Source organism: Dyadobacter sp. (assembly GCF_017744695.1).
Classification (GTDB): Bacteria; Bacteroidota; Bacteroidia; order Cytophagales; family Spirosomataceae; genus Dyadobacter.
On the sequence record NZ_JAGIAS010000008.1, the window covers coordinates 83,151 to 101,883 of the forward strand.

At 48.6% G+C, this 18,733-nt stretch carries 19 protein-coding genes; 6 read left to right on the forward strand and 13 right to left on the reverse strand.

Annotated elements, in window-relative coordinates; translation table 11 throughout:
* Window positions 1-4: 4 nt before the first annotated feature.
* Both J7619_RS25555 and J7619_RS25560 read right to left on the reverse strand, forming a co-directional pair.
* The gene (locus J7619_RS25555; protein ID WP_291205624.1) at window positions 5-592 is read right to left on the reverse strand and encodes an LUD domain-containing protein; all 588 of its coding nucleotides are present in this window, start codon (window positions 590-592) and stop codon (window positions 5-7) included.
* Between the two features lie 2 nt (window positions 593-594).
* Complete coding sequence (locus J7619_RS25560; protein WP_291205628.1) at window positions 595-1,971, reverse strand: lactate utilization protein B; 1,377 nt, start codon at window positions 1,969-1,971, stop codon at window positions 595-597.
* A 240-nt stretch (window positions 1,972-2,211) separates the two neighbouring features.
* Between J7619_RS25560 and J7619_RS25565 the strand changes: the two genes are divergently transcribed.
* Window positions 2,212-2,607 (forward strand): hypothetical protein, encoded by a 396-nt coding sequence (locus tag J7619_RS25565; RefSeq protein ID WP_291205631.1) that lies wholly within the window; start codon window positions 2,212-2,214, stop codon window positions 2,605-2,607.
* A 65-nt stretch (window positions 2,608-2,672) separates the two neighbouring features.
* Here J7619_RS25565 and J7619_RS25570 read toward each other — a convergent pair whose 3' ends face one another.
* The 7 genes from J7619_RS25570 to J7619_RS25600 all read right to left on the reverse strand — a co-directional run bounded on the left by J7619_RS25570 (window position 2,673) and on the right by J7619_RS25600 (window position 9,605).
* Entirely contained in the window at window positions 2,673-3,446 is a 774-nt protein-coding gene (locus tag J7619_RS25570; protein ID WP_291205633.1) for a (Fe-S)-binding protein, read from the reverse strand.
* Window positions 3,447-3,449: 3 nt separating this feature from the next.
* Window positions 3,450-4,232 carry an endonuclease/exonuclease/phosphatase family protein gene (locus J7619_RS25575; protein WP_291205636.1) on the reverse strand — a complete coding sequence of 261 codons (783 nt, stop codon included), beginning with the start codon at window positions 4,230-4,232 and terminating at the stop codon, window positions 3,450-3,452.
* Between the two features lie 37 nt (window positions 4,233-4,269).
* Window positions 4,270-4,599, reverse strand: coding sequence for an L-rhamnose mutarotase (locus J7619_RS25580; protein ID WP_291205639.1), 330 nt, complete (start codon window positions 4,597-4,599; stop codon window positions 4,270-4,272).
* Between the two features lie 9 nt (window positions 4,600-4,608).
* Window positions 4,609-5,439, reverse strand: a complete 831-nt coding sequence (locus J7619_RS25585) for an amidohydrolase (protein WP_291205642.1) — start codon at window positions 5,437-5,439, stop codon at window positions 4,609-4,611.
* A 226-nt stretch (window positions 5,440-5,665) separates the two neighbouring features.
* Window positions 5,666-6,532: a fumarylacetoacetate hydrolase family protein gene (locus tag J7619_RS25590; protein WP_291205644.1), complete on the reverse strand. Its 867-nt coding sequence runs from the start codon at window positions 6,530-6,532 to the stop codon at window positions 5,666-5,668.
* Window positions 6,533-6,684: 152 nt separating this feature from the next.
* Window positions 6,685-7,458, reverse strand: a complete 774-nt coding sequence (locus J7619_RS25595) for an SDR family NAD(P)-dependent oxidoreductase (protein WP_291205647.1) — start codon at window positions 7,456-7,458, stop codon at window positions 6,685-6,687.
* A 494-nt stretch (window positions 7,459-7,952) separates the two neighbouring features.
* The gene (locus J7619_RS25600) at window positions 7,953-9,605 is read right to left on the reverse strand and encodes a UxaA family hydrolase (RefSeq protein WP_291206314.1); all 1,653 of its coding nucleotides are present in this window, start codon (window positions 9,603-9,605) and stop codon (window positions 7,953-7,955) included.
* A 175-nt stretch (window positions 9,606-9,780) separates the two neighbouring features.
* On the opposite strand from J7619_RS25600, the gene J7619_RS25605 reads away from it, so the two are divergent.
* The 4 genes from J7619_RS25605 to J7619_RS25620 all read left to right on the forward strand — a co-directional run bounded on the left by J7619_RS25605 (window position 9,781) and on the right by J7619_RS25620 (window position 14,441).
* Window positions 9,781-10,689 (forward strand): AraC family transcriptional regulator, encoded by a 909-nt coding sequence (locus J7619_RS25605; RefSeq protein WP_291205649.1) that lies wholly within the window; start codon window positions 9,781-9,783, stop codon window positions 10,687-10,689.
* Window positions 10,686-12,314 carry an adenine deaminase gene (ade, locus tag J7619_RS25610; protein WP_291205653.1) on the forward strand — a complete coding sequence of 543 codons (1,629 nt, stop codon included), beginning with the start codon at window positions 10,686-10,688 and terminating at the stop codon, window positions 12,312-12,314. The genes J7619_RS25605 and ade overlap by 4 nt, the downstream gene beginning before the upstream one ends.
* A gap of 159 nt (window positions 12,315-12,473) precedes the next feature.
* Window positions 12,474-13,055 (forward strand): RNA polymerase sigma factor, encoded by a 582-nt coding sequence (locus J7619_RS25615; RefSeq protein ID WP_015815162.1) that lies wholly within the window; start codon window positions 12,474-12,476, stop codon window positions 13,053-13,055.
* A gap of 114 nt (window positions 13,056-13,169) precedes the next feature.
* Window positions 13,170-14,441, forward strand: coding sequence for a replication-associated recombination protein A (locus J7619_RS25620; protein WP_291205656.1), 1,272 nt, complete (start codon window positions 13,170-13,172; stop codon window positions 14,439-14,441).
* On the opposite strand, the gene J7619_RS25625 is transcribed toward J7619_RS25620, so the two are convergent.
* Window positions 14,435-14,659, reverse strand: a complete 225-nt coding sequence (locus J7619_RS25625; protein ID WP_291205658.1) for a hypothetical protein — start codon at window positions 14,657-14,659, stop codon at window positions 14,435-14,437. The two genes, J7619_RS25620 and J7619_RS25625, sit on opposite strands and share 7 nt — an antisense overlap.
* Before the next feature lie 135 nt (window positions 14,660-14,794).
* Between J7619_RS25625 and J7619_RS25630 the strand changes: the two genes are divergently transcribed.
* A complete protein-coding gene (locus tag J7619_RS25630; RefSeq protein WP_291205661.1) occupies window positions 14,795-15,358 on the forward strand; it encodes a YfbU family protein in 564 nt (187 codons plus the stop codon).
* Window positions 15,359-15,557: 199 nt separating this feature from the next.
* On the opposite strand, the gene J7619_RS25635 is transcribed toward J7619_RS25630, so the two are convergent.
* From J7619_RS25635 to J7619_RS25645, 3 genes are all read right to left on the reverse strand, one after another.
* Entirely contained in the window at window positions 15,558-15,752 is a 195-nt protein-coding gene (locus J7619_RS25635; protein ID WP_291205664.1) for a hypothetical protein, read from the reverse strand.
* A 70-nt stretch (window positions 15,753-15,822) separates the two neighbouring features.
* Entirely contained in the window at window positions 15,823-16,320 is a 498-nt protein-coding gene (locus J7619_RS25640) for a hypothetical protein (protein ID WP_291205667.1), read from the reverse strand.
* 158 nt (window positions 16,321-16,478) lie between these two features.
* Window positions 16,479-18,473 (reverse strand): T9SS type A sorting domain-containing protein, encoded by a 1,995-nt coding sequence (locus J7619_RS25645; protein ID WP_291205670.1) that lies wholly within the window; start codon window positions 18,471-18,473, stop codon window positions 16,479-16,481.
* Between the last annotated feature and the right edge of the window lie 260 nt (window positions 18,474-18,733).

The window sequence follows — 18,733 nt, forward strand, 5'->3', positions numbered from 1 at the left end:
GAAACTACTCGCCTTCGAGCAGGAAGATCACCATGCTGCGCGCTCCGTGCGCGCCGATGACCAGCGATTGCTCAATATCAGCAGTTTTTGACGGACCTGCAATAAAACAGCCCCACCCGAGCGTGTCCTGCAAGCGCACGTACGCCTCATGCATATTGTCCACAAGCGCATTGCGCGGGATCACGAACGCGAGGTTTTGCGTAATAAAAGGTAAAACCCGGTGCGGCAAATACTGGTCCGAAATCCAGACCGCCCCATTTTCAGCCACACCAAACTCGGCTTGCACAATGGCTATTTCCACCGTTTCCAGCTCGTGCGGATCGGAAACGTTAAGGCTGAAATCCGCCCAGGCGCTCAATGCGGGAATGGTGGTAGCACGGTTGACGACGCCCGTGTAGAGCTCTTCTGCTTTCGCCGCGAGTTCTTCCGGGTTTTTTACCACGATCACCTCGGTATAGATCGCCGCGAGCATTTCCCGGAATTTGTCTTCGGTATTCTCAAAATTACTGGCAAAAGTAGCTATCGCCGGTAATGCCACTTCCTCTGGTTTATTCTGCCTGATTTGGCTTAAAATTCTATCTCGTGAGCTCATAATCAATTCTTTCTGTTACGAACATACCAATCGCGGAAGCTTTCTTTCGGCGGTTCGGGCATGTCGCGTTGTTTGTACCAGGGGTTCAATGCATTATTGACCATGAATGGCATCGCCCGCATCACCGTCCGTCCCAGCCTGCCCGACCATTGGTAAAACCGCGGCGCGGCCAGCACAGTCGACATGGCTCGGATACCGATTTCCTTGCTCTTATGCACGTGGCCTTCCTTCGCAAGTACCTGCCTCCATTTATACAGCTGGTCATGAATATCAATTTTCACCGGGCATACATTGGAGCAGCTGCCACATAATGTACTCGCAAATGGCAAATCCGCATTCTTGGTCATGTCCAAATTCGGCGCCAAAATCGAACCGATCGGCCCAGCCACTGCATTATGGTAGCTATGCCCGCCGCTCCTTCGGTAAACCGGGCAGGTATTCATACACGCCCCGCAGCGTATGCATTTCAGAGAATTCCGGAAATCTTTCCTTCCCAGCTGCGTGCTGCGACCGTTATCAACGATCACAATATGCATTTCCTGCCCCTCCCGCGGCTTTTTAAAATGGCTGCTGTAAGTGGTTATCGGCTGGCCGGTAGCGCTTCTTGCGAGCAGGCGCAGGAATACGCCCAAATGCTCCTGTTTCGGGATAATCTTCTCAAAACCCATGCAGGCAATGTGAATATCGGCCAAATGCGCGCCCATATCCGCATTCCCCTCGTTGGTCGAGACCACAAATCCCCCTGTTTCTGCCACCGCAAAGTTCACGCCTGTTAATGCAGCTCTGCGTGTAAGAAATTTATCCCGTAAATGCTGGCGGGCAGCTTCGGTGAGGTATTGCGGGTCGGTCGCGCCGGCGTCGGTGCCCAGGTGCTCATGAAAAAGATCGCCGATATCTTTCTTTTTCAAGTGGATTGCCGGCAGCACAATGTGGCTTGGCGGCTCGTTGCGAAGCTGCACGATGCGCTCGCCCAGGTCGGTGTCAATCACTTCGATGCCGTTCTTTTGGAGGAATTCGTTCATGTGACATTCCTCCGTGAGCATCGATTTGCTTTTCACCATCTTATCGATCTTGTGTTTTTTCAAGAGGCCGAGTACAATTTCGTTATGCTCAGCCGCATTGGCAGCCCAATGCACCTGCACACCGTTTTCATTTGCTTTTTGCTCAAAAGAAATCAGTAGCTCGTCGAGGTGCGAAAGCACGTAATGCTTGATACCCGACGCGGCTTCGCGAAGCTGCTCCCATTCGGGCAGTTGTTTGGATGATTTATCGCGCTTCTGGCGGACGAACCACAGGGTTTCGTCGTGCCAGTTTACATACGGTTCGTCTCTGTTGAACACCTCGGAAGCGTCCGCGTGCTCCATTACTGTTTTGGACATAGCTGCCTTAACAATTAGATAATGGTATTTAAAGAAGAATAAGCTTTGTAGTTTTCACATCCATTGCATTATTTCAAGTTTCGAGTTTGTTTAATAAACAACTTTTCACAAATCGAAAAAATGCTATTTTCTTGTATTGCAATATCTTATACTTTTGAATCAACAAAGTTTTTCGATCGGGGCATCGGAGTCTGAACTAAGTTCAGTTTAACTTTTTTTAGACATTAAATATTAACTCCTATGAAAACCAAAAACACTCTTATTATTGCAGCCATCACAGGTTTGCTTCTATCAGGATCGGCATTTGCAGCAAATGCCCAGAACAACTTCGCTACCGCAGACAAAACTGAAAATGCTTCTACCAAGCTGACGGTTCTGCAGGTTAAACCATTGCAATTCCGCGTTTCTTATAATAATCCAATTTCAAAGAATGTAGTTGTGCGTATTCTGGACAACGAGAAGAATGTGCTTTTCTCAGAAAACCGCAAAGTTGAAAACAACTACCTGAAATACTTCGATTTATCAACTTTGATGGACGGAACTTACACGTTCGAAATCACGGATGGTAAAGAGAAGACTGCACAATCGTTTGATATTTTGACTACAACCAGCCGCGTTGTTTCTTCAATCAACTAATAACGGGGCGCTTCTCAGATTCCATCCCTCGCGGGAACGCGCATAAACTTTGTATGAACCGGGGCTCAATGTATGGGCTCCGGTTTTTTAATCCTCGAGTTTAGGATCTCGGCGATGTGCTTCACCTGCACATTGGAATTGCCGCGTTTCAGAATGCCGCCCAAATGCATCAGGCAGCTCATATCCGAGCCGGTAATGTATTCGGCATTGTGGCGGATATGGTCGGCCACGCGGTCCTTACCCATTTTCACCGATACCGCTTCTTCGCTCACGCAGAAAGTCCCCCCGAAACCGCAACATTCGTCCGTACGGTCAAGATCGATCAGCTCGATGCCCTTCACTTGTTTTAATAGCGAAACCGGTTTGGAAAACGGCGCCGCATTCAGCTCCGACATTTGAGACAAATGCAACCCGCGCTGCCCGTGACAACCCTGGTGCAGGCCGACGCGATGCGGGAATTCCGCTTCAATCGTGTCTATTTTTAAAACGTCGGTCAGAAATTCGACCAGTTCGTACACTTTCTTTCTGAGTACTTTCGATTCGTCGGCCTTGTTATCGGCCTTCAAATGGTCCTTGATATGCAGTACACAGCTCCCTGACGGCGACACTACGTAGTCGCAATCTTTGAAAATATCATAAAAAAGATTGTCACACGAGCGCGAGAGGTGTTCGAATCCGGAGTTGGCCATCGGCTGGCCGCAGCAGGTCTGATTCAGCGGAAATGTAACTGTGCAGCCAAGTTTCTCGAGCAATTCGAGCGTTGCAATCCCTACTTGCGGATAAAACTGATCAACATAGCAGGGAATAAATAATCCGATCTTCCAATTTGAGTAATTCATTTTCTACCAAAATTCAATGGTGGCCTGAATAGGATAGTGATCAGAAACGTCCGGATAATTTCGGATCACCTTGTAGTTTTTGATACGGACCTTGTTGTTCAGCAAGGCAAAAATATAATCGAGCCGGTCGCCCGGTAAACCTTCGTTCCAGGTCTGCATCTGTGACCCGCGGGCAGCGTCCTGCCAGTTTCTGCGGAACGAAAAGTAAGGCTGTTCATTCGGTCTTGCGCCCATGTCCATCCCCAAAAGCACAGGCTGGACGCTGTTGACAAGCATTTGATTAATATAAGCAGCTTGTAATGCACGATCCATCACCGAAGCATACTCAAGCCGGGAGTTGCAGAACCGGAACGTAACCGACCTCGACAGCCGGATCAATCCGCATTGCAGCACTTTCGGGTCGGCACCCGCTGTCCGCGGCAGGTTGATCACCTGTGTTTTTTCAAACGGCCAGTTGGAAAGTATTCCCACGCCCTGCGTTCCATTCTCATTCGTATCGGCCACTGCGTACGCATAGTACATGCCCGTCTGCGCGGCAATCTGTCTGAGCTGGAACTGCACCTTTCCCTTATCCATCAGGCTGTCGACCGCCTGCAATGCCACAAGATCCGGGTCATTCTCTTTAATTATCCTTAAAATATCCCTTAGATTGGACTCTTCCTGGTCATTGAGCCCATGCCGGATGTTGAAACTCATCAACTTCACTTCCACAGCCTGGCGTGGCTGCGACGAAAGCAATGCAAATGATAAAATAAGGATGGATAATGCGTAAAATAGTCTACTCAACCTGTTCGAATGCTAGTTCATACTACGACCTTTATTCTCAGAGGGCAAATATTTGTTCCATTAATACCCACTTTTCACCGGGTTTGGCCGTGGGCAGTGCTTGTTGGTATTTCCACATGAGCTGCTCCCATTCCTGTACTTTCGGGTTGTCGGCATCCATCCGGGCTTTTGTTTCAAAACTAAAATCGTCCTCGGTTTCCATGATCATAAACAACCGGTTTCCGACGCGGTAAATATCCATCACCGTAATGCCGGCGCTGGTGATACTCTTGTGGATTTCAGGCTGGATCTTTTTATGATAACCTTCGTATTCCGCAATCATTTGTGGGTCATCCACCAGATCCACCGCAAGACAATATCTTTTCATAATCAGTAATTAAATATCGAGATTGTAAAATCTTCTCGCGTTGTTTCCCATTACATCCCGTACCTCGTCATCGGAGAACATGCTCAGGTAATCGGTCAAGATGCCTTTCGCGCCTTCGTATTCGCCCGCGACCAGGCATACGGGCCAATCGGAGCCATACATGATACGTTCCGTTCCAAACGCTTCGAAAACCACGTCGAGATACGGACGAAAATCGGCTTTCTCCCAATGCTGCCAGTTGGCTTCCGTCACCAAGCCGGAAACCTTGCAATGCACATTCGGCAGTTCGGCAAGCCGGCGAATGTCGTCCGCCCACGGCTGTAATTCCTGCGCTTTGATAAGCGGCTTCGCAATGTGATCCAACACAAAATGCACATTCGGCAACTTTACCGCGAAATTGAACGCTTCTTTCAGCTGATTCTGGTAAATGAGGATGTCGTAGGTAAAGTCAAATGCGACCAGTTGTCCTACTCCCCTGACAAACTCCGGTTGCAACAGAAAACCTTCGGGTTGTCCCTGAGCTACGTGCCTGAAACCTTTCAGCTTTTCAAACTGGGAGTATCTTTCGAGTTGATCATACAAATTCGCCGCCCGAAGGTCAACCCACCCTACCACACCGGCCACAAAATCATTGGCCTCGGCCAAATGCAGAAGAAATTCCGTCTCCGAATCGGTTTGTGAAGCCTGCACGGCCACGCAACCGTCGACTTTATTCGTTTTCAGGACCGGCCACAGATCCTCCGGCAAAAAATTCCGCCGGATTACCTCCATATCGGGCGTGATCCATGAATCACGATCCTCGTCAAATATCCAGAAATGCTGGTGCGCGTCTATGGTCATATACTTCTTTACTATGCTGGTAACTTGGTCAGTTACGGTCAGGTGTTGTCACTGGCAGTCAGGTGTTGTCATTGTATTGTCATGTGTGGTCATTCTTTGTCAAGTGTAGTCATTTTTAGTCAAGTGTTGTCTAATATCAAAAATCAAATGCACCTGACAGCGAATCACTATACCTGACTACCTGACTACACCTGACAATGAATGACCACAAACGTCGCAGAATCCCTTACACCGTCGCTTTCCAGGCAATCGCTTCCTGTTTTTGTGAGCCCAGTTTTTCAATACCCAATTCTACCACGTCGCCTGGTTTGAGATAAACCGGCGGCTTCATGCCCAATCCTACTCCTGCCGGCGTTCCGGTGGTGATCACATCTCCCGGAAGCAGCGTCATGAACTGGCTCAGGTAGCTTACCAGGAAAGGAATCTGGAAAATCATATCGGAAGTGTTGCTGTCCTGGATCTTCTTACCATTCAGGCTCAACCACAAGTCGAGATCGTTGGCATTACCCACTTCATCGGAAGTGACCAAGTATGGGCCCAGCGGCGCGAAAGTATCGTTGCTTTTTCCCTTCACCCATTGTCCGCCACGCTCCATTTGGAACGCCCGTTCCGAATAGTCGTTATGAACAGCGTAACCTGCAACGTAGTCCAGCGCATTCGCCTCGTCCACGTAGCTCGTTTTTTTACCGATTACCACGGCTAGCTCAACTTCCCAGTCGGTTTTCTCCGAATTTCTAGGGATAATCACCTGATCAAATGGCCCGCATAATGCAGTAGTTGATTTGAAGAAAATGATCGGCTCTTTCGGCAGTTCGGTCGCGCCCGATTCGTAAGCATGCTTGGCATAGTTCATGCCAATGCAGACGATCTTGGAAGGACGTGCCACACAGGACCCATAACGGAACCCTTCCGCCACTTTGGGCGCGGAGGCCGCACTGGTTTCCAGCCAGGCCGACAAACGCGCGATGCCGTCGGTCGCAAAGAATTTCTCATTATAATCTTCACCAAATGCCGAAACATCCAGCTTCGTACCGTCGGCCAATTCTACGCCCGGCTTTTCATTTTCAAATGCACCAAATCGAAAGAGTTTCATGAAAAGGGATATTTGTGACGGAAGAATGCTATAAGTAGCAGGCCGTAAGCTATAAGCTTTAAGCGATTGAATTCCGCCGTCTTAATGGTTAATGTATTTTAAATTTTACCAAGATGTAAACTGGGCCTGGACTTATAGCTTACAGCCTTCCGCTAATTATTTAATTTCTCAAACCCACCATCAATCAGATAGTCGCAGCCGGTGATGAAACCTGCCTCATCCGAACACAGGTACAGTGCCAGTGCACCGATTTCCTCCGGCTTCGCCATACGGCCGATGGGCTGGGTTTTGGACAGTTTTTCAAACATTTCCTGCTCCTTACCCGGATAGTTTTTGGAAATAAAACCATCCACGAACGGCGTATGCACGCGCGCCGGCGAGATACTGTTGCAACGGATTCCATCGGCCAGGTAATCGCGGGCTACCGACAATGTCATCGAGTAAACCGCCCCTTTTGCAGTAGAATAAGCAAAGCGATCGGGTATTCCTACTGTTGCCGCAATGGAGGCCATGTTCAAAATCACCCCTCCGCCATTCGCTTTCAGGTGCGGAATGGTGGCCATCAGGCAGTTGTAAACACCTTTGACATTGATATTAATCACCCTGTCAAAATCGATTTCAGCGGTGTTGTCCGCTTTGCCGATATGCGCAATCCCCGCATTGTTGACCAGGATATTAACTTGTTGCTTCGCCGCGATGGCGTTGATCGTGTTCACGACGTCCGCCTGTTTGGAGATGTCCAGTGCGTGTGCCTCAGCTTGTCCGCCTTCCGCCGTGATTTCATTCACTACCTGGTTGGCCAGATCGATATTGAGTTCCAGAATGTGCACATAAGCGCCCTGTTTCGCGAACGTTTTGGAGATCGCCAATCCGATCCCGCTCGCCCCACCGGTCACCAGTGCTGTTTTTCCTGTTAGATTAAACATACTGTGCTTCTTTAATAGCCTTAAATAGCTTTTTTGCTTTCCTTTTTCTTCTCTTTTGCTTTGCCTTTGATCTGTATCCGGGGGTTAAAACCCCCGGCAATGGATTTTGCTTTGCTTCGCTTTGCGAGTTTAGTCATTCCCTGCCAGTTAATTTCTATCCAATGCTGTCAGTTTTAACTGGATTCGGGTTTATCGCCGGCAACAGATTTCGCTTTGCGATTTCAGTGATCCCACCAGCCAATTTTTTATCTAATACCGTCAGTTTTAACTGGATTCGGGTTTATCCCTGGGCAACAGATTTTGCTTTGCAATTTCAGTGATCCCACCAGCCAATTTTTTATCTAATACCGTCAGTTTTAACTGGATTCGGGTTTATTCCCGGGCAACAGATTTCGCTTTGCAATTTCAGTGATCCCGCCAGCCAATTTTTTATCTAATACCGTCAGTTTTAACTGACGGAAGGGAGTAAGGCGGCGGAGTTGGAACGGGCGATTTTATAGCGAAACGCCCCTTTTCCACGGAATAAAATCATCCTGACCCAATTGTTGCGCCTTGGTCAGCTCGCCGCTGGCTACTTTGATCACATATTCCAGCAATGCTTCTGCATTCTGCTCGATAGACTGGGTACCGTCTACAACCGGGCCGCAATCGAAGTCGATCACGTCTGGCATGCGCTGGGCGAGGGCCGAATTGGTCGCTACTTTCGCAACCGGGCAAATCGGGTTCCCTGTCGGTGTACCGAGGCCGGTGGTGAAAAGGATAATGTTGGCGCCTGCCGCGGTTTGGCCCGTGGTTGCCTCCACATCATTACCCGGCGTGCATACGAGGTGCAAGCCCGATTCCGTCGCTCTTTCGGTGTAATTCAAAACATCGGAAACATAGGCATTACCGCCTTTCTTAGCCGCTCCCGCAGACTTGATAGCGTCTGTAATGAGACCGTCCTTGATATTACCCGGCGACGGGTTGAATGCGAACGCGGAACCTACGGCTTCGGCTTTGCCTGCGTAGTCGCGCATGAGTTTTTCAAATTTGGCCGCTTTTTCTTCGGTTACACAACGGTTAAGGAGCTCCTGCTCTACCCCATTCAGTTCAGGAAATTCTGCAAGAAGCGTCTGGCCACCCAATCCCACAACAAGGTCAGACAAGTGTCCCAGTACCGGGTTGGCCGAAATGCCAGAGAAGCCATCCGAACCACCGCATTTCAGACCTACCGAAAGTTTGGAAAGTGGCGCGTCCGAGCGTTCGAATTCATTGATTTTGGTTAAACCCATGAAAGTCTCCTTGATAGCACCGGACATAAGCGAGTACTCAGTGCCCTTCTGGTGCTCAAATGCAAAGAATGGCTTGTTGAAATGCGGATCGCGTTTACGGATTTCGTCTTCCAGTGTTTTCAGCTCCGAATTCTGGCAACCCAGGCTAAGTACTGTTATACCCGCCACATTGGGGTGCACGGCGTAAGCAGCGAACAGCGAACACAACGTATTTGCATCCAGACGCGTACCACCGCATCCGCCTTCATGCGTGAGGAACTTAACGCCATCCACATTTTTGAACGGTCGTTCCGGTTTCCTTTTGGCAACAGGCGCATCTACAAAAGTTTCCAGGTTTTTGATGGTACGCATATCGCCCTGCTGGTACAAATGCAGGAACTCGCGCACCTGGTCACGGTACATATCTGTTTGTGCGTATCCGAGTTCGCGCTCGAACGCGTCCTTCATGATCAGCACATTACGGTTTTCGCAGAATACCAATGGCACTACGAGCCAGTAATTGTAAGTTCCTACACGGCCGTCTTCCCGGTGATAACCTTTGAAAGTCCGGCTTTGCCAATGGCTCACGTCCGGCTGGGTGTATGAATACGGTTTACGATTCGCGGTGCTGTAATCGTGCGCGTCGTGTTTCAGGTTGAATGTCGTGATCGGCTCTCCTTTTTTAATAGGCTGCGTGGCACGCCCTACGAGCACGCCATACATAATGATGGCGCCGCCGGTTTCGATATCCTCAGTAACAAACTTGTGCTTGGCCGAAACGCCGTATTGGAGATGGTAGAGACTCCCTTCGTACGTCACGTCCGCGCCGGCAGGCTGGTCGCGCAATGCCACAATAACATTGTCGGAAGGGTGAACTTTCAGGAATTGGGACGCCATATTAATGTTCAGGTGAATGGTAATCTGGTATATTCCTCTGGTTTTCAATGATGCCAAATAGAATATATCAGCAAAACAACAGAATTATTTGAATACAATGAACTCAGACATTAGCAAATTTTTCAACTATATTGGCATATATTTCTCTTTTACGGTTTTAATCGTGTAATTATTTGTGAAACCGCAGCTACTTAAAGTTCCAAAGGGCTTACAGAAATCGTTCAGCATCCGGCGCGACGTGGTACTGTATTTCTACAACCGCTGGCACTACCACCCTGAATTAGAGCTCATTCACATCGAACAGGGCTCAGGTACACAGTTTGTAGGCGACAATATCCGCAGTTTCCAGAGCGGCGACCTGCTGCTGATCGGCCCCAATCTACCACATTACTGGCGATGCGACGAAAAGTACTTCCAGCGCGGCAGCCAGCTTTATGCACAGGCCACTGTCGTCCATTTTTCGGAAGAGATTTTTGGCAAAAACTTCCTCGCACTACCCGAAAACAAATCGATCCACGATTTGCTCGTGAAAGCCAGGCTCGGGATCAAGATACTCGGCGAAGGCACCGATAAAGTGAAAACGCTTTTACACGAGCTTCTTAACCAAACCAACGGCAACCCGATCATCTCATTGATGCAAATCCTCGAAACCCTGGCCCATTGCGAGGAGATCAACGTGCTTTCGAACACACAGTACCAAAACGAGTACGACCAATACGATACCGACCGGATCAACCATATTTATCAGTATTCAATCTCGAACTTCCAGAAAAAGATCTCGATTGAGGAAATCGCCGAGGTGGCCAACATCAGTCCACATTCGTTTTGCCGGTATTTCAAAAGCCGCAGCCGCAAAACCTATTCGCAGTTTCTGCTCGAACTCCGCATCGGCCATGCGTGCAAGTTGCTTTCCGAAAGCCGGATTCCCGTAGCGCAGGTTTGCTTCGAAAGCGGTTTCAACAACTTTGCCAACTTCAACAAATATTTCAAACTCCATACCGGCAAGAGCCCGATGCAATACCAGAAGGAATTCCGCAAGATTCCCATTTCAGGCCATTTGCCAGCATTTAACACAACCTTATGAAAGTCAACCTGATCAATATCTTCGAAAAAACCATCCGGGAAGCCGAGATCCACATTTCCGACAAGCATATTTCCAAAATTGACTTCACCGGTCCGGAGAACAGGACCCTATCTTATGCATTGCCCGGCTTCACCGACGCGCACGTACATGTAGAGAGCTCCATGCTTACACCCGCACAATTTGCAAGGCTGGCTGTGGTACACGGGACGATCGCGACCGTGTCCGACCCTCACGAAATCGCGAACGTATTGGGCGTGGACGGCGTACAATTCATGATTGAAGACGGTAAGCGCGTACCCTTTAAGTTCTGTTTCGGAGCGCCGTCATGTGTCCCTGCTACGGTTTTTGAGACCGCCGGAGCAATCGTAGACGCGGAACAGGTCGGTGCGTTGCTGGCGAACGGCGATATTGGTTACCTGGCGGAAGTGATGAATTTTCCGGGAGTATTAACTGAGGACCCGGACATGATGGCGAAAATCAACTGGGCGAAACATTATAATAAGGTAATAGATGGCCACGCACCCGGTCTGCGCGGCGAGGCGGCGAAGCGATACGCGAGTTACGGCATCAGTACCGATCATGAATGTTTCACCTACGCGGAGGCGCGCGAGAAGATTGATTATGGGGTCAATATCCTGATCCGTGAAGGAAGTGCCGCAAGGAATTTCGACGCACTGATCCCCCTTATCGCCGAGTTTCCCGACCGCATTATGTTCTGTTCCGATGACAAGCATCCCGATAATCTCGTTGAAGGGCATATTAATGTACTCGTCAAACGGGCCCTCGCGCTCGGGTACGACCTCTGGAATGTATTGCAAGCGGCTTGTATTAACCCGGTGACGCATTACAGTTTGAATGCCGGCTTGCTCCGCGAAGGCGACCCCGCCGATTTTATTGTAATCGACAATCCCGAAGCATTTAATATCCTCGAAACATGGATCGATGGCGAGCTTGTGGCACAGAATGGCTTCTCACTTATACCCGATCTGCGCAGCGAACATCCCAACCATTTTGAATGTAAACCGAAGACTCCTGCGGAATTCAGATACCCTGCAAATAATTCCGAAACACGAATCAGGGTGATCGAGGCTTTGGACGGTCAATTGGTTACAAATGAGTGGATAACGCAAGCAAAAATTGTCGGCGGCGCAATAGTCCCCGATCTTGAAAAAGACGTATTGAAGGTAGTCGTCGTGAACCGCTATTCGCCGGGTCCGCCGGCCATTGCGTTCATCCGCAATTTTGGTTTGAAGCAAGGGGCATTAGCATCATCGGTCGCACATGATTCGCACAATATAATAAGCATAGGATGTGACGATGAAAGCATCGCGCAGGCGGTGAACCTGATCATCGGGGCGAAGGGCGGCGTATCGGCCGTGGGTGCTGGTGAAGAGTATTTGCTGAAACTCCCGATCGCCGGATTAATGACCGATCAGGACGGGTATGAAGTAGCCGAAAGTTACACAACCATCGACCGTTTTGTAAAGGAAACGCTCGGATCCACACTGAAATCGCCGTTTATGTCGCTGTCATTCATGGCGTTACTGGTGATACCATCCCTGAAACTGAGCGATAAAGGCCTTTTTGACGGAGAAAACTTCAAGTTTACCGCGCTAAGTGTGTAAAAAGCAGCGATTTTCGGGAAATAGTATCATTAACCTTTGAAATATAATTTTATGATGAAAATATTTTTAAAATATGTTTTTTTATAAATATATTTACAAGTGTAATAATGACATTATTCACAATCATTCCTAACCCCAATTCCAAATCCTTTCCAAACAATGGCTCACCTACGCTACAAGCAAGAAGAAGAACTATGCTTTTGGGATCAGTTCAGAAAAGGCGATGAAAATGCCTACGCATGCCTCTACCGCTCTTACGTTCACATTCTTTACCAGTACTGTTCGCAATTCACGATCGACAAGCCTCTTATCAAGGATTGTATCCACGATTTGTTTGTAGAATTATGGAGAAACCGCATGACGCTCGGTGACACCACTTCGGTCCGCTTTTACCTGATGGCCTCCATCAAACGCAAATTGGTCCGCCATTTGAATGCACAGCAAAAGCATACCAGCAACGAAGATATCCCGGTTGAATACTGGCATATCAACACCCCCTCCCACGAGAACCACCTGATTTCGGAAGAAGAATTCGAATCGACCAACCAGCACCTGAATGTGGCCATCAACGGCCTGCCACGCCGCCAGCGTGAGGCTATCTTCCTCAAATTCTACATGAACCTGAACAATCACGAGATCGCAGATTTGATGAAAATAAATATACAGTCGGTTTATAACCTGGTTTTTGGTGCTTTGGGTAACCTGAAAAAGCAGATGACACTCGACAGACTGACTTTTTGATAGCAGCCTGTTTAAACGTTTAAATACATTGACAGAAAGCGTGGCGAACTATGCCGCGCTTTTTTTGTGTTAAATTTGCTTTACATTGACAAGCTACATTCCGACACTTCACCCATGAACATCATCACCACGCCCCTCGCCGAACGCCTCCGCCCGCGGACGCTCGACGATTTTGTAGGGCAGGAAAAGCTGCTCGGCCCAAAAGGACCACTACGACGGGCCATTTTACAGAATGCCATTCCCTCCATGATTTTCTGGGGCCCACCCGGTGTGGGCAAGACTACCCTCGCATTGCTCATTGCCGATACCACCAAACGGCAGTTTTACAACCTCAGCGCGATTAGCTCCGGTGTGAAGGACTTGCGCGAAGTACTTGCACGACCTTCCGGTTTGTTCCCCGCGATCCTTTTCATCGACGAGATCCACCGTTACAACAAGAGCCAGCAGGACGCATTGCTGGGTGCGGTGGAGAGAGGCCAGGTTACGCTGATTGGCGCCACAACCGAAAATCCGTCATTTGAAATCAACTCGGCGTTGCTATCGCGCTGCCAAGTGTACATTCTTGAAGCATTCGGTGAAAAAGAATTAAAAGACCTCATTGCCCGTGCGCTCGAAAAGGACCCTTGGCTGAAAGAGAAGAGTATCAAATTCAAGTCATATGATGCATTAATGCGCCTTTCCGGCGGTGATGGCCGCAAATTGCTGAATCTGCTGGAATTGGTGGTATTAGGCAAAGGCGATGCCAAAAAGATTGAAATCACCGACGAATGGGTCACCGAGGTAGCCCAGCAGAACATTGCACGCTACGACAAATCAGGCGAACAGCATTACGATATTATTTCGGCGTTTATCAAATCGCTCCGTGGCAGCGACCCCAATGGGGCGGTATACTGGATGGCGCGGATGATCGTAGCTGGCGAAGATCCGTCGTTCATTGCCCGCAGAATGCTCATTATGGCTTCTGAGGACATAGGCAATGCCAACCCGACGGCGATGATCATGGCCAATGCGTGCATGCAGGCTGTGAATGTGATCGGCTATCCCGAATGCCGCATTATACTTTCCCAAACGGCGGTTTACCTGGCCACCTCCCCCAAAAGCAATGCGAGCTACATGGCGATCGGAGAAGCCATCGAAGCGGCCACGCGTACCGCGCACCTGCCTGTGCCCCTGCACCTGCGTAATGCGCCTACGAAGCTGATGAAACAGATCGGTTACGGAAAGGATTACAAATATTCGCACGATTTTGAAGGAAACTTCGCGAAGCAGGATTTCCTTCCCGACGAATTAAAGGGGACCAAATTCTTCGAACCGGGAAGAAATGCACGGGAAGAAGAGATCAGAAAGAAGTTGCAACACTGGTGGGGCGATTGGTACGGCTACTGACGATCCCGCGCTTTTCGTTTCTGTTCGAATTTCTCAAAAGACAGGTCCGGTGTGGGTACATCGGGCTTACTTGTGCTTTTCAAGTCGTTCCCCAGTTTCTCAGCAAGTCTTTTCAGATTTTCCCCCGTTTCCATACGCTTCACGTAATCGGAAAGCGGCTCCTCGCTTCCGCCATGGTTGTCATCCGGGCGAGTTGAGTCGGGGTGTGATTGTTCCATATGTTGAGTCGAAATGAATATTGACCGGCTTATGTTCAGATTAGTTGAACAATGTAAATGTAAAGGAGCAAACTTTCCGGAACATTGCAAGTAAAGCCGGCACAAAATGTGTCTATTACCATTAACTTACCAAAAATGTCGAACCAGCTTTATATGATCCCTGAAAGCATTTCCCTGATTGAACGACAACTACTGATCAACCAGTGCAGAATTCTCTCCACCATTGGAAACGAAAATGAACGCGAGCTCTACGAAAAGCGGATTGAAATACTCGAAAAGGGCTATACCGGCCTGTATCCCAAGGTATTCAACAATTTGTACGAAGAAGTGCCGCTGAGTGTCTACAACGAAATTTCCGACATTATGAAGATGTATAGCCGCATCAATGACTCGATCCGTCTACTGCCCGAGGCCGATAAAGAGTTACTCGATCTGGCGTCGCTGGAATTCGAAGGATTCGACCAGGACAGCGGCATGCATTATTATATGATGTCCTATCTGGTCGACCGTATGGACGAGCACGGCGAATACAAAGGGCGCGAATTAAAGTCGCATAAAAGCGATTCACTGATCAAATATAACCGCATGCTTTCTGTGTATTTCGACTACGAAAATGAGAAAAAACGGCATTATTCGGTACTGGACTTACAAAAGTTTATCGACCAGGTCAAAACGATAGTAGCTGATACTCAGGCATGATACGTAACCGCTAACCGTATAGTAAATACATGACACTCAACGGCTACAAAAAATATTATTTCGTAAACAAAAAACAATGTTTTGAATAAAGAAATCATTAAGTTTGTATCGAAAACCCGTCAAAAGGTTTTCAATAACGTTGAGTAAAATCAAACATCCCGGTTACTTTGTAATTGGGATGTTTTTTTATACCCCTGCCTTAATGTAGCTGCATTTTACGAAGCCTGTTGGCATTGCGTTTGAGGAACAAACGATCACTTTGCGAGTAATGGGTGTAGACGCTTCGCTTTTTTAGTTCAACAACCAGCCAGAACCCGCCTGCTGCCGCACCTGCAAGGGCGATCATCGCCAGGATCGGTGCAATGTTATAGAGGTTTTGAAGTAACTGTGCCATGGTATCCGCTGTTAGTCAGGTTTAGCGGATACATGTAAATAATCGTACCAACCAGCTTTCACCACAAAGGTTACAACCTCGCAGTCAACACTTTTACATCACAACCTACCACCGAATTGTTGACATAACCAACACTCAGGCCGGATACTTTTGCTGATTTCTTTGCCGGAATCGGCGTTTTGATCGTGATCACCTTGGACGTTACCACGGCCTGCACGTCATTGAGGTATTTGAATTCCACCTCCACACTTTTTACCGGCGAAGCGGATGTGTTTTCAATCAACAGATTGTGGATGGCCAGCCCGCCTACCTGATGCCATTCGTTGTTGGTAACGTGTATCTGGCCCGCCAGCACCTCCGAGCGCCCTATGCCAGCCTGCAACGAATCGCCGGAGCTCAGCACCCTGGTCTCCGTTTTCACCTGTTCTTTCGGTTTCAGGAAATCGAGTTGCTTGTAGTAGTAGAGTATGTAAATGAAAGCACAAACCGGGATAATCGCGCTGGCCCATTTCAATACTGGAATCAGGACCTTTTTGAACTTGTTCTTTTTACCTCTTTTGCTAGGCATATTTAACTAACGTTGATAATCGGGGATACTTTAAAGCTCAAATATACCGCTCTGCCGTTTCAAAAAAAGTAGTTGCGCTCCCTTTTTGGAATACGGCTAAAAAAACAAACCGCTGACTTGGGGCCAGCGGTTTGTGTGTATCGTGTGTGACAGGACATTTACTGTCTTACAAATCTCTGTGAGCTTACAGTGCCATCAACATGAGTCACCTGTACCACATATGCGCCCGCCGCAAGATTGCGTGCACTAATTCCAGAGAGCAATGCATTGGAAGCTTCGAAAACTACCTTTCCAGCAGTATTCACCACTTTCACCTGGCTTACTTTGCTCCAATCTCCCACATTGAACGTCAGGTTTTGCGAAGCGCTTACAGGGTTAGGATAAACCAGTGCAAGGCCATTGAAATTCAGGTGTTCGATACTGCTGTATGCGAATGTCTCGTCACGATCCACCATTTTCAGACGGTAGTAGTTATCGCCTCTCAAAGGTGCTGCATCTGCGAATGAATAATATTGATTCACATTGCTTTCCTTGTGCGAAGACAGTGAACCGATTTTCACCCAGTTCTTACCATTCTGGCTACGCTCGATATCGAAACGGTCGCTGTTGGTCTCCTCAGAAGTAGCCCAGGACAATGAAGCTGTCTGACCTTCACTCAAAGCTTTAAAGCTAACCAACGTAACCGGCAGCGCTTTTTCGATCGCCAGAGTGAAACTAGTTACGCCTGTCTGACCAAATTGGTTCGTGGCTTGCACATCAAACGTAAAAGTACCGTCCTGCCCGGCTGTCGGAGTACCCGAGAAAGTTCCGTCCGGATTGAGGGTAACTGTGCTTGGAAGCGTTCCTGCCATCGTACGACCGCTCGGTGCGGATACTTGGTACAACGCATAAGTGTAGTCTGTCGGCAAACCGCACTGGATGCTGAAACTTCCGGAACCACCGGTTGTTGCAGTAAACAGCGTGGAATTTATTGCATCGCCCACACGGCCCGCCGTCACTTTGCCACCCGTAAAAGATACCGGCGGGCGCGAAGCCAGTTCATGTATACGCAAGCCTGTGAACAAGTTCGCGCTCACACCCGTGGTAGACGTAACCACCACCTTGTCAAAGCTACCTCCCGGTGTAAATTTAACCGGAGTCAGCGCATCGTTTTGGAACAGGCCAAGCAAATCGAGCGACAACAAATTCGTTATCGGTTGTGCGGCACCTACCGGCGTGTCGCCCAGGTATGCCTGAAACGAGATATTATCGAGAACTGCCAAATTGGCCAATGCGGGAGGTCTCGAAATAATCGCGACCAACTCGTTGTTCGACGCTGATGATTTGGCCAGATAGAATGTCTCATGAACGGATGTGATAACAGACACTGCACCGTTTTGAAGCAACGAGAAGTTAGTCGGGCTGATAATACCGTCAACCGCATTTTGAGGATTCTGCAAAGACTGCGTCAATGTCACGCCGAGAACACCGGTCGATTCCGGGTCGATTCCGGTAAAGCCGTAAGAAATCAGGTCGCAAGCACCGATAGACGCATTTTCATACGAAACGACACCATCAACATTCAGGGTAAGGTAACCAAGTGATAGGCCTAGTGTACCTGTGTAATTGGCCAGGTCGGCTTTAAGCGAGATCGTACTAAACGCAGCAGATGACGTAACTGCAATGTAAAGGTTGTTCGCTCCATCTTTAACAAGTGTACTTTGGGCAGTACCCGCATTGGTCGTAACCTGAATAGCGTTGGACGAAAGCAAGCCCAGAAGATTGACCAGGTTACCCAGGTCCAGTGTTAATCCGGTAACTGAGGGGGGCTGAATCTTTACAAAAGCCCTTTTACCAGCAGGAATCGCGGTAGGCATCGTCAGATTTAAGGTTGCACTACCCGTCAACGATAAACCTGATGCGACAATACCAGACGAAGTCAGCGTCGCATAACTGTTGTCAGGTGCCCCGAGCGCATTGGCCGCACCGCTGATGGTACCGGGTGCTTCGACAACCAAAAAAACTCCCTTCGTTGTGGAATTCGTCTGGCTGGTCGCGTACTCCTGTGCATAGGTATTGAATGAAAACGCCGAAGCAACCAAGGCCGCCGCCGTCGCGCGATGGAACCGCGATGGCGCCAACTTTTTAATCAAATGGCCGATAGAACTTTTCATAATGATAGAAATTTAGAATAGAAATAAACCGTTATGTGATAAATGGAACATAAATACAAGAAATTCAAGCAGTTATATAAAAGAAACCTAATCCCGGCAAAACCGGTAGCGTGGTCTGATCCAATGTGGTGCCCCATCGGTAAGCGCACGCTAATTGTATACGCGCAGGCGCCCGATAGTCTTTCTTGTGAAGGTGTCGTCTAACGAATAACCGGAGTGCCGGTCAAGAGAGATGAGCAGGTAATTTTTGTATTCGTAGT

Bases quoted from the DNA above. Each gene is read 5' to 3' on its own strand.
- J7619_RS25555 (WP_291205624.1), bottom strand. From the start codon at position 592: ATGAGCTCACGAGATAGAATTTTAAGCCAAATCAGGCAGAATAAACCA.
- J7619_RS25560 (WP_291205628.1), bottom strand. From the start codon at position 1,971: ATGTCCAAAACAGTAATGGAGCACGCGGACGCTTCCGAGGTGTTCAAC.
- J7619_RS25565 (WP_291205631.1), top strand. From the start codon at position 2,212: ATGAAAACCAAAAACACTCTTATTATTGCAGCCATCACAGGTTTGCTT.
- J7619_RS25570 (WP_291205633.1), bottom strand. From the start codon at position 3,446: ATGAATTACTCAAATTGGAAGATCGGATTATTTATTCCCTGCTATGTT.
- J7619_RS25580 (WP_291205639.1), bottom strand. From the start codon at position 4,599: ATGAAAAGATATTGTCTTGCGGTGGATCTGGTGGATGACCCACAAATG.
- J7619_RS25585 (WP_291205642.1), bottom strand. From the start codon at position 5,439: ATGACCATAGACGCGCACCAGCATTTCTGGATATTTGACGAGGATCGT.
- J7619_RS25590 (WP_291205644.1), bottom strand. From the start codon at position 6,532: ATGAAACTCTTTCGATTTGGTGCATTTGAAAATGAAAAGCCGGGCGTA.
- J7619_RS25595 (WP_291205647.1), bottom strand. From the start codon at position 7,458: ATGTTTAATCTAACAGGAAAAACAGCACTGGTGACCGGTGGGGCGAGC.
- J7619_RS25600 (WP_291206314.1), bottom strand. From the start codon at position 9,605: ATGGCGTCCCAATTCCTGAAAGTTCACCCTTCCGACAATGTTATTGTG.
- ade (WP_291205653.1), top strand. From the start codon at position 10,686: ATGAAAGTCAACCTGATCAATATCTTCGAAAAAACCATCCGGGAAGCC.
- J7619_RS25615 (WP_015815162.1), top strand. From the start codon at position 12,474: ATGGCTCACCTACGCTACAAGCAAGAAGAAGAACTATGCTTTTGGGAT.
- J7619_RS25620 (WP_291205656.1), top strand. From the start codon at position 13,170: ATGAACATCATCACCACGCCCCTCGCCGAACGCCTCCGCCCGCGGACG.
- J7619_RS25625 (WP_291205658.1), bottom strand. From the start codon at position 14,659: ATGGAACAATCACACCCCGACTCAACTCGCCCGGATGACAACCATGGC.
- J7619_RS25630 (WP_291205661.1), top strand. From the start codon at position 14,795: ATGTCGAACCAGCTTTATATGATCCCTGAAAGCATTTCCCTGATTGAA.
- J7619_RS25635 (WP_291205664.1), bottom strand. From the start codon at position 15,752: ATGGCACAGTTACTTCAAAACCTCTATAACATTGCACCGATCCTGGCG.
- J7619_RS25640 (WP_291205667.1), bottom strand. From the start codon at position 16,320: ATGCCTAGCAAAAGAGGTAAAAAGAACAAGTTCAAAAAGGTCCTGATT.
- J7619_RS25645 (WP_291205670.1), bottom strand. From the start codon at position 18,473: ATGAAAAGTTCTATCGGCCATTTGATTAAAAAGTTGGCGCCATCGCGG.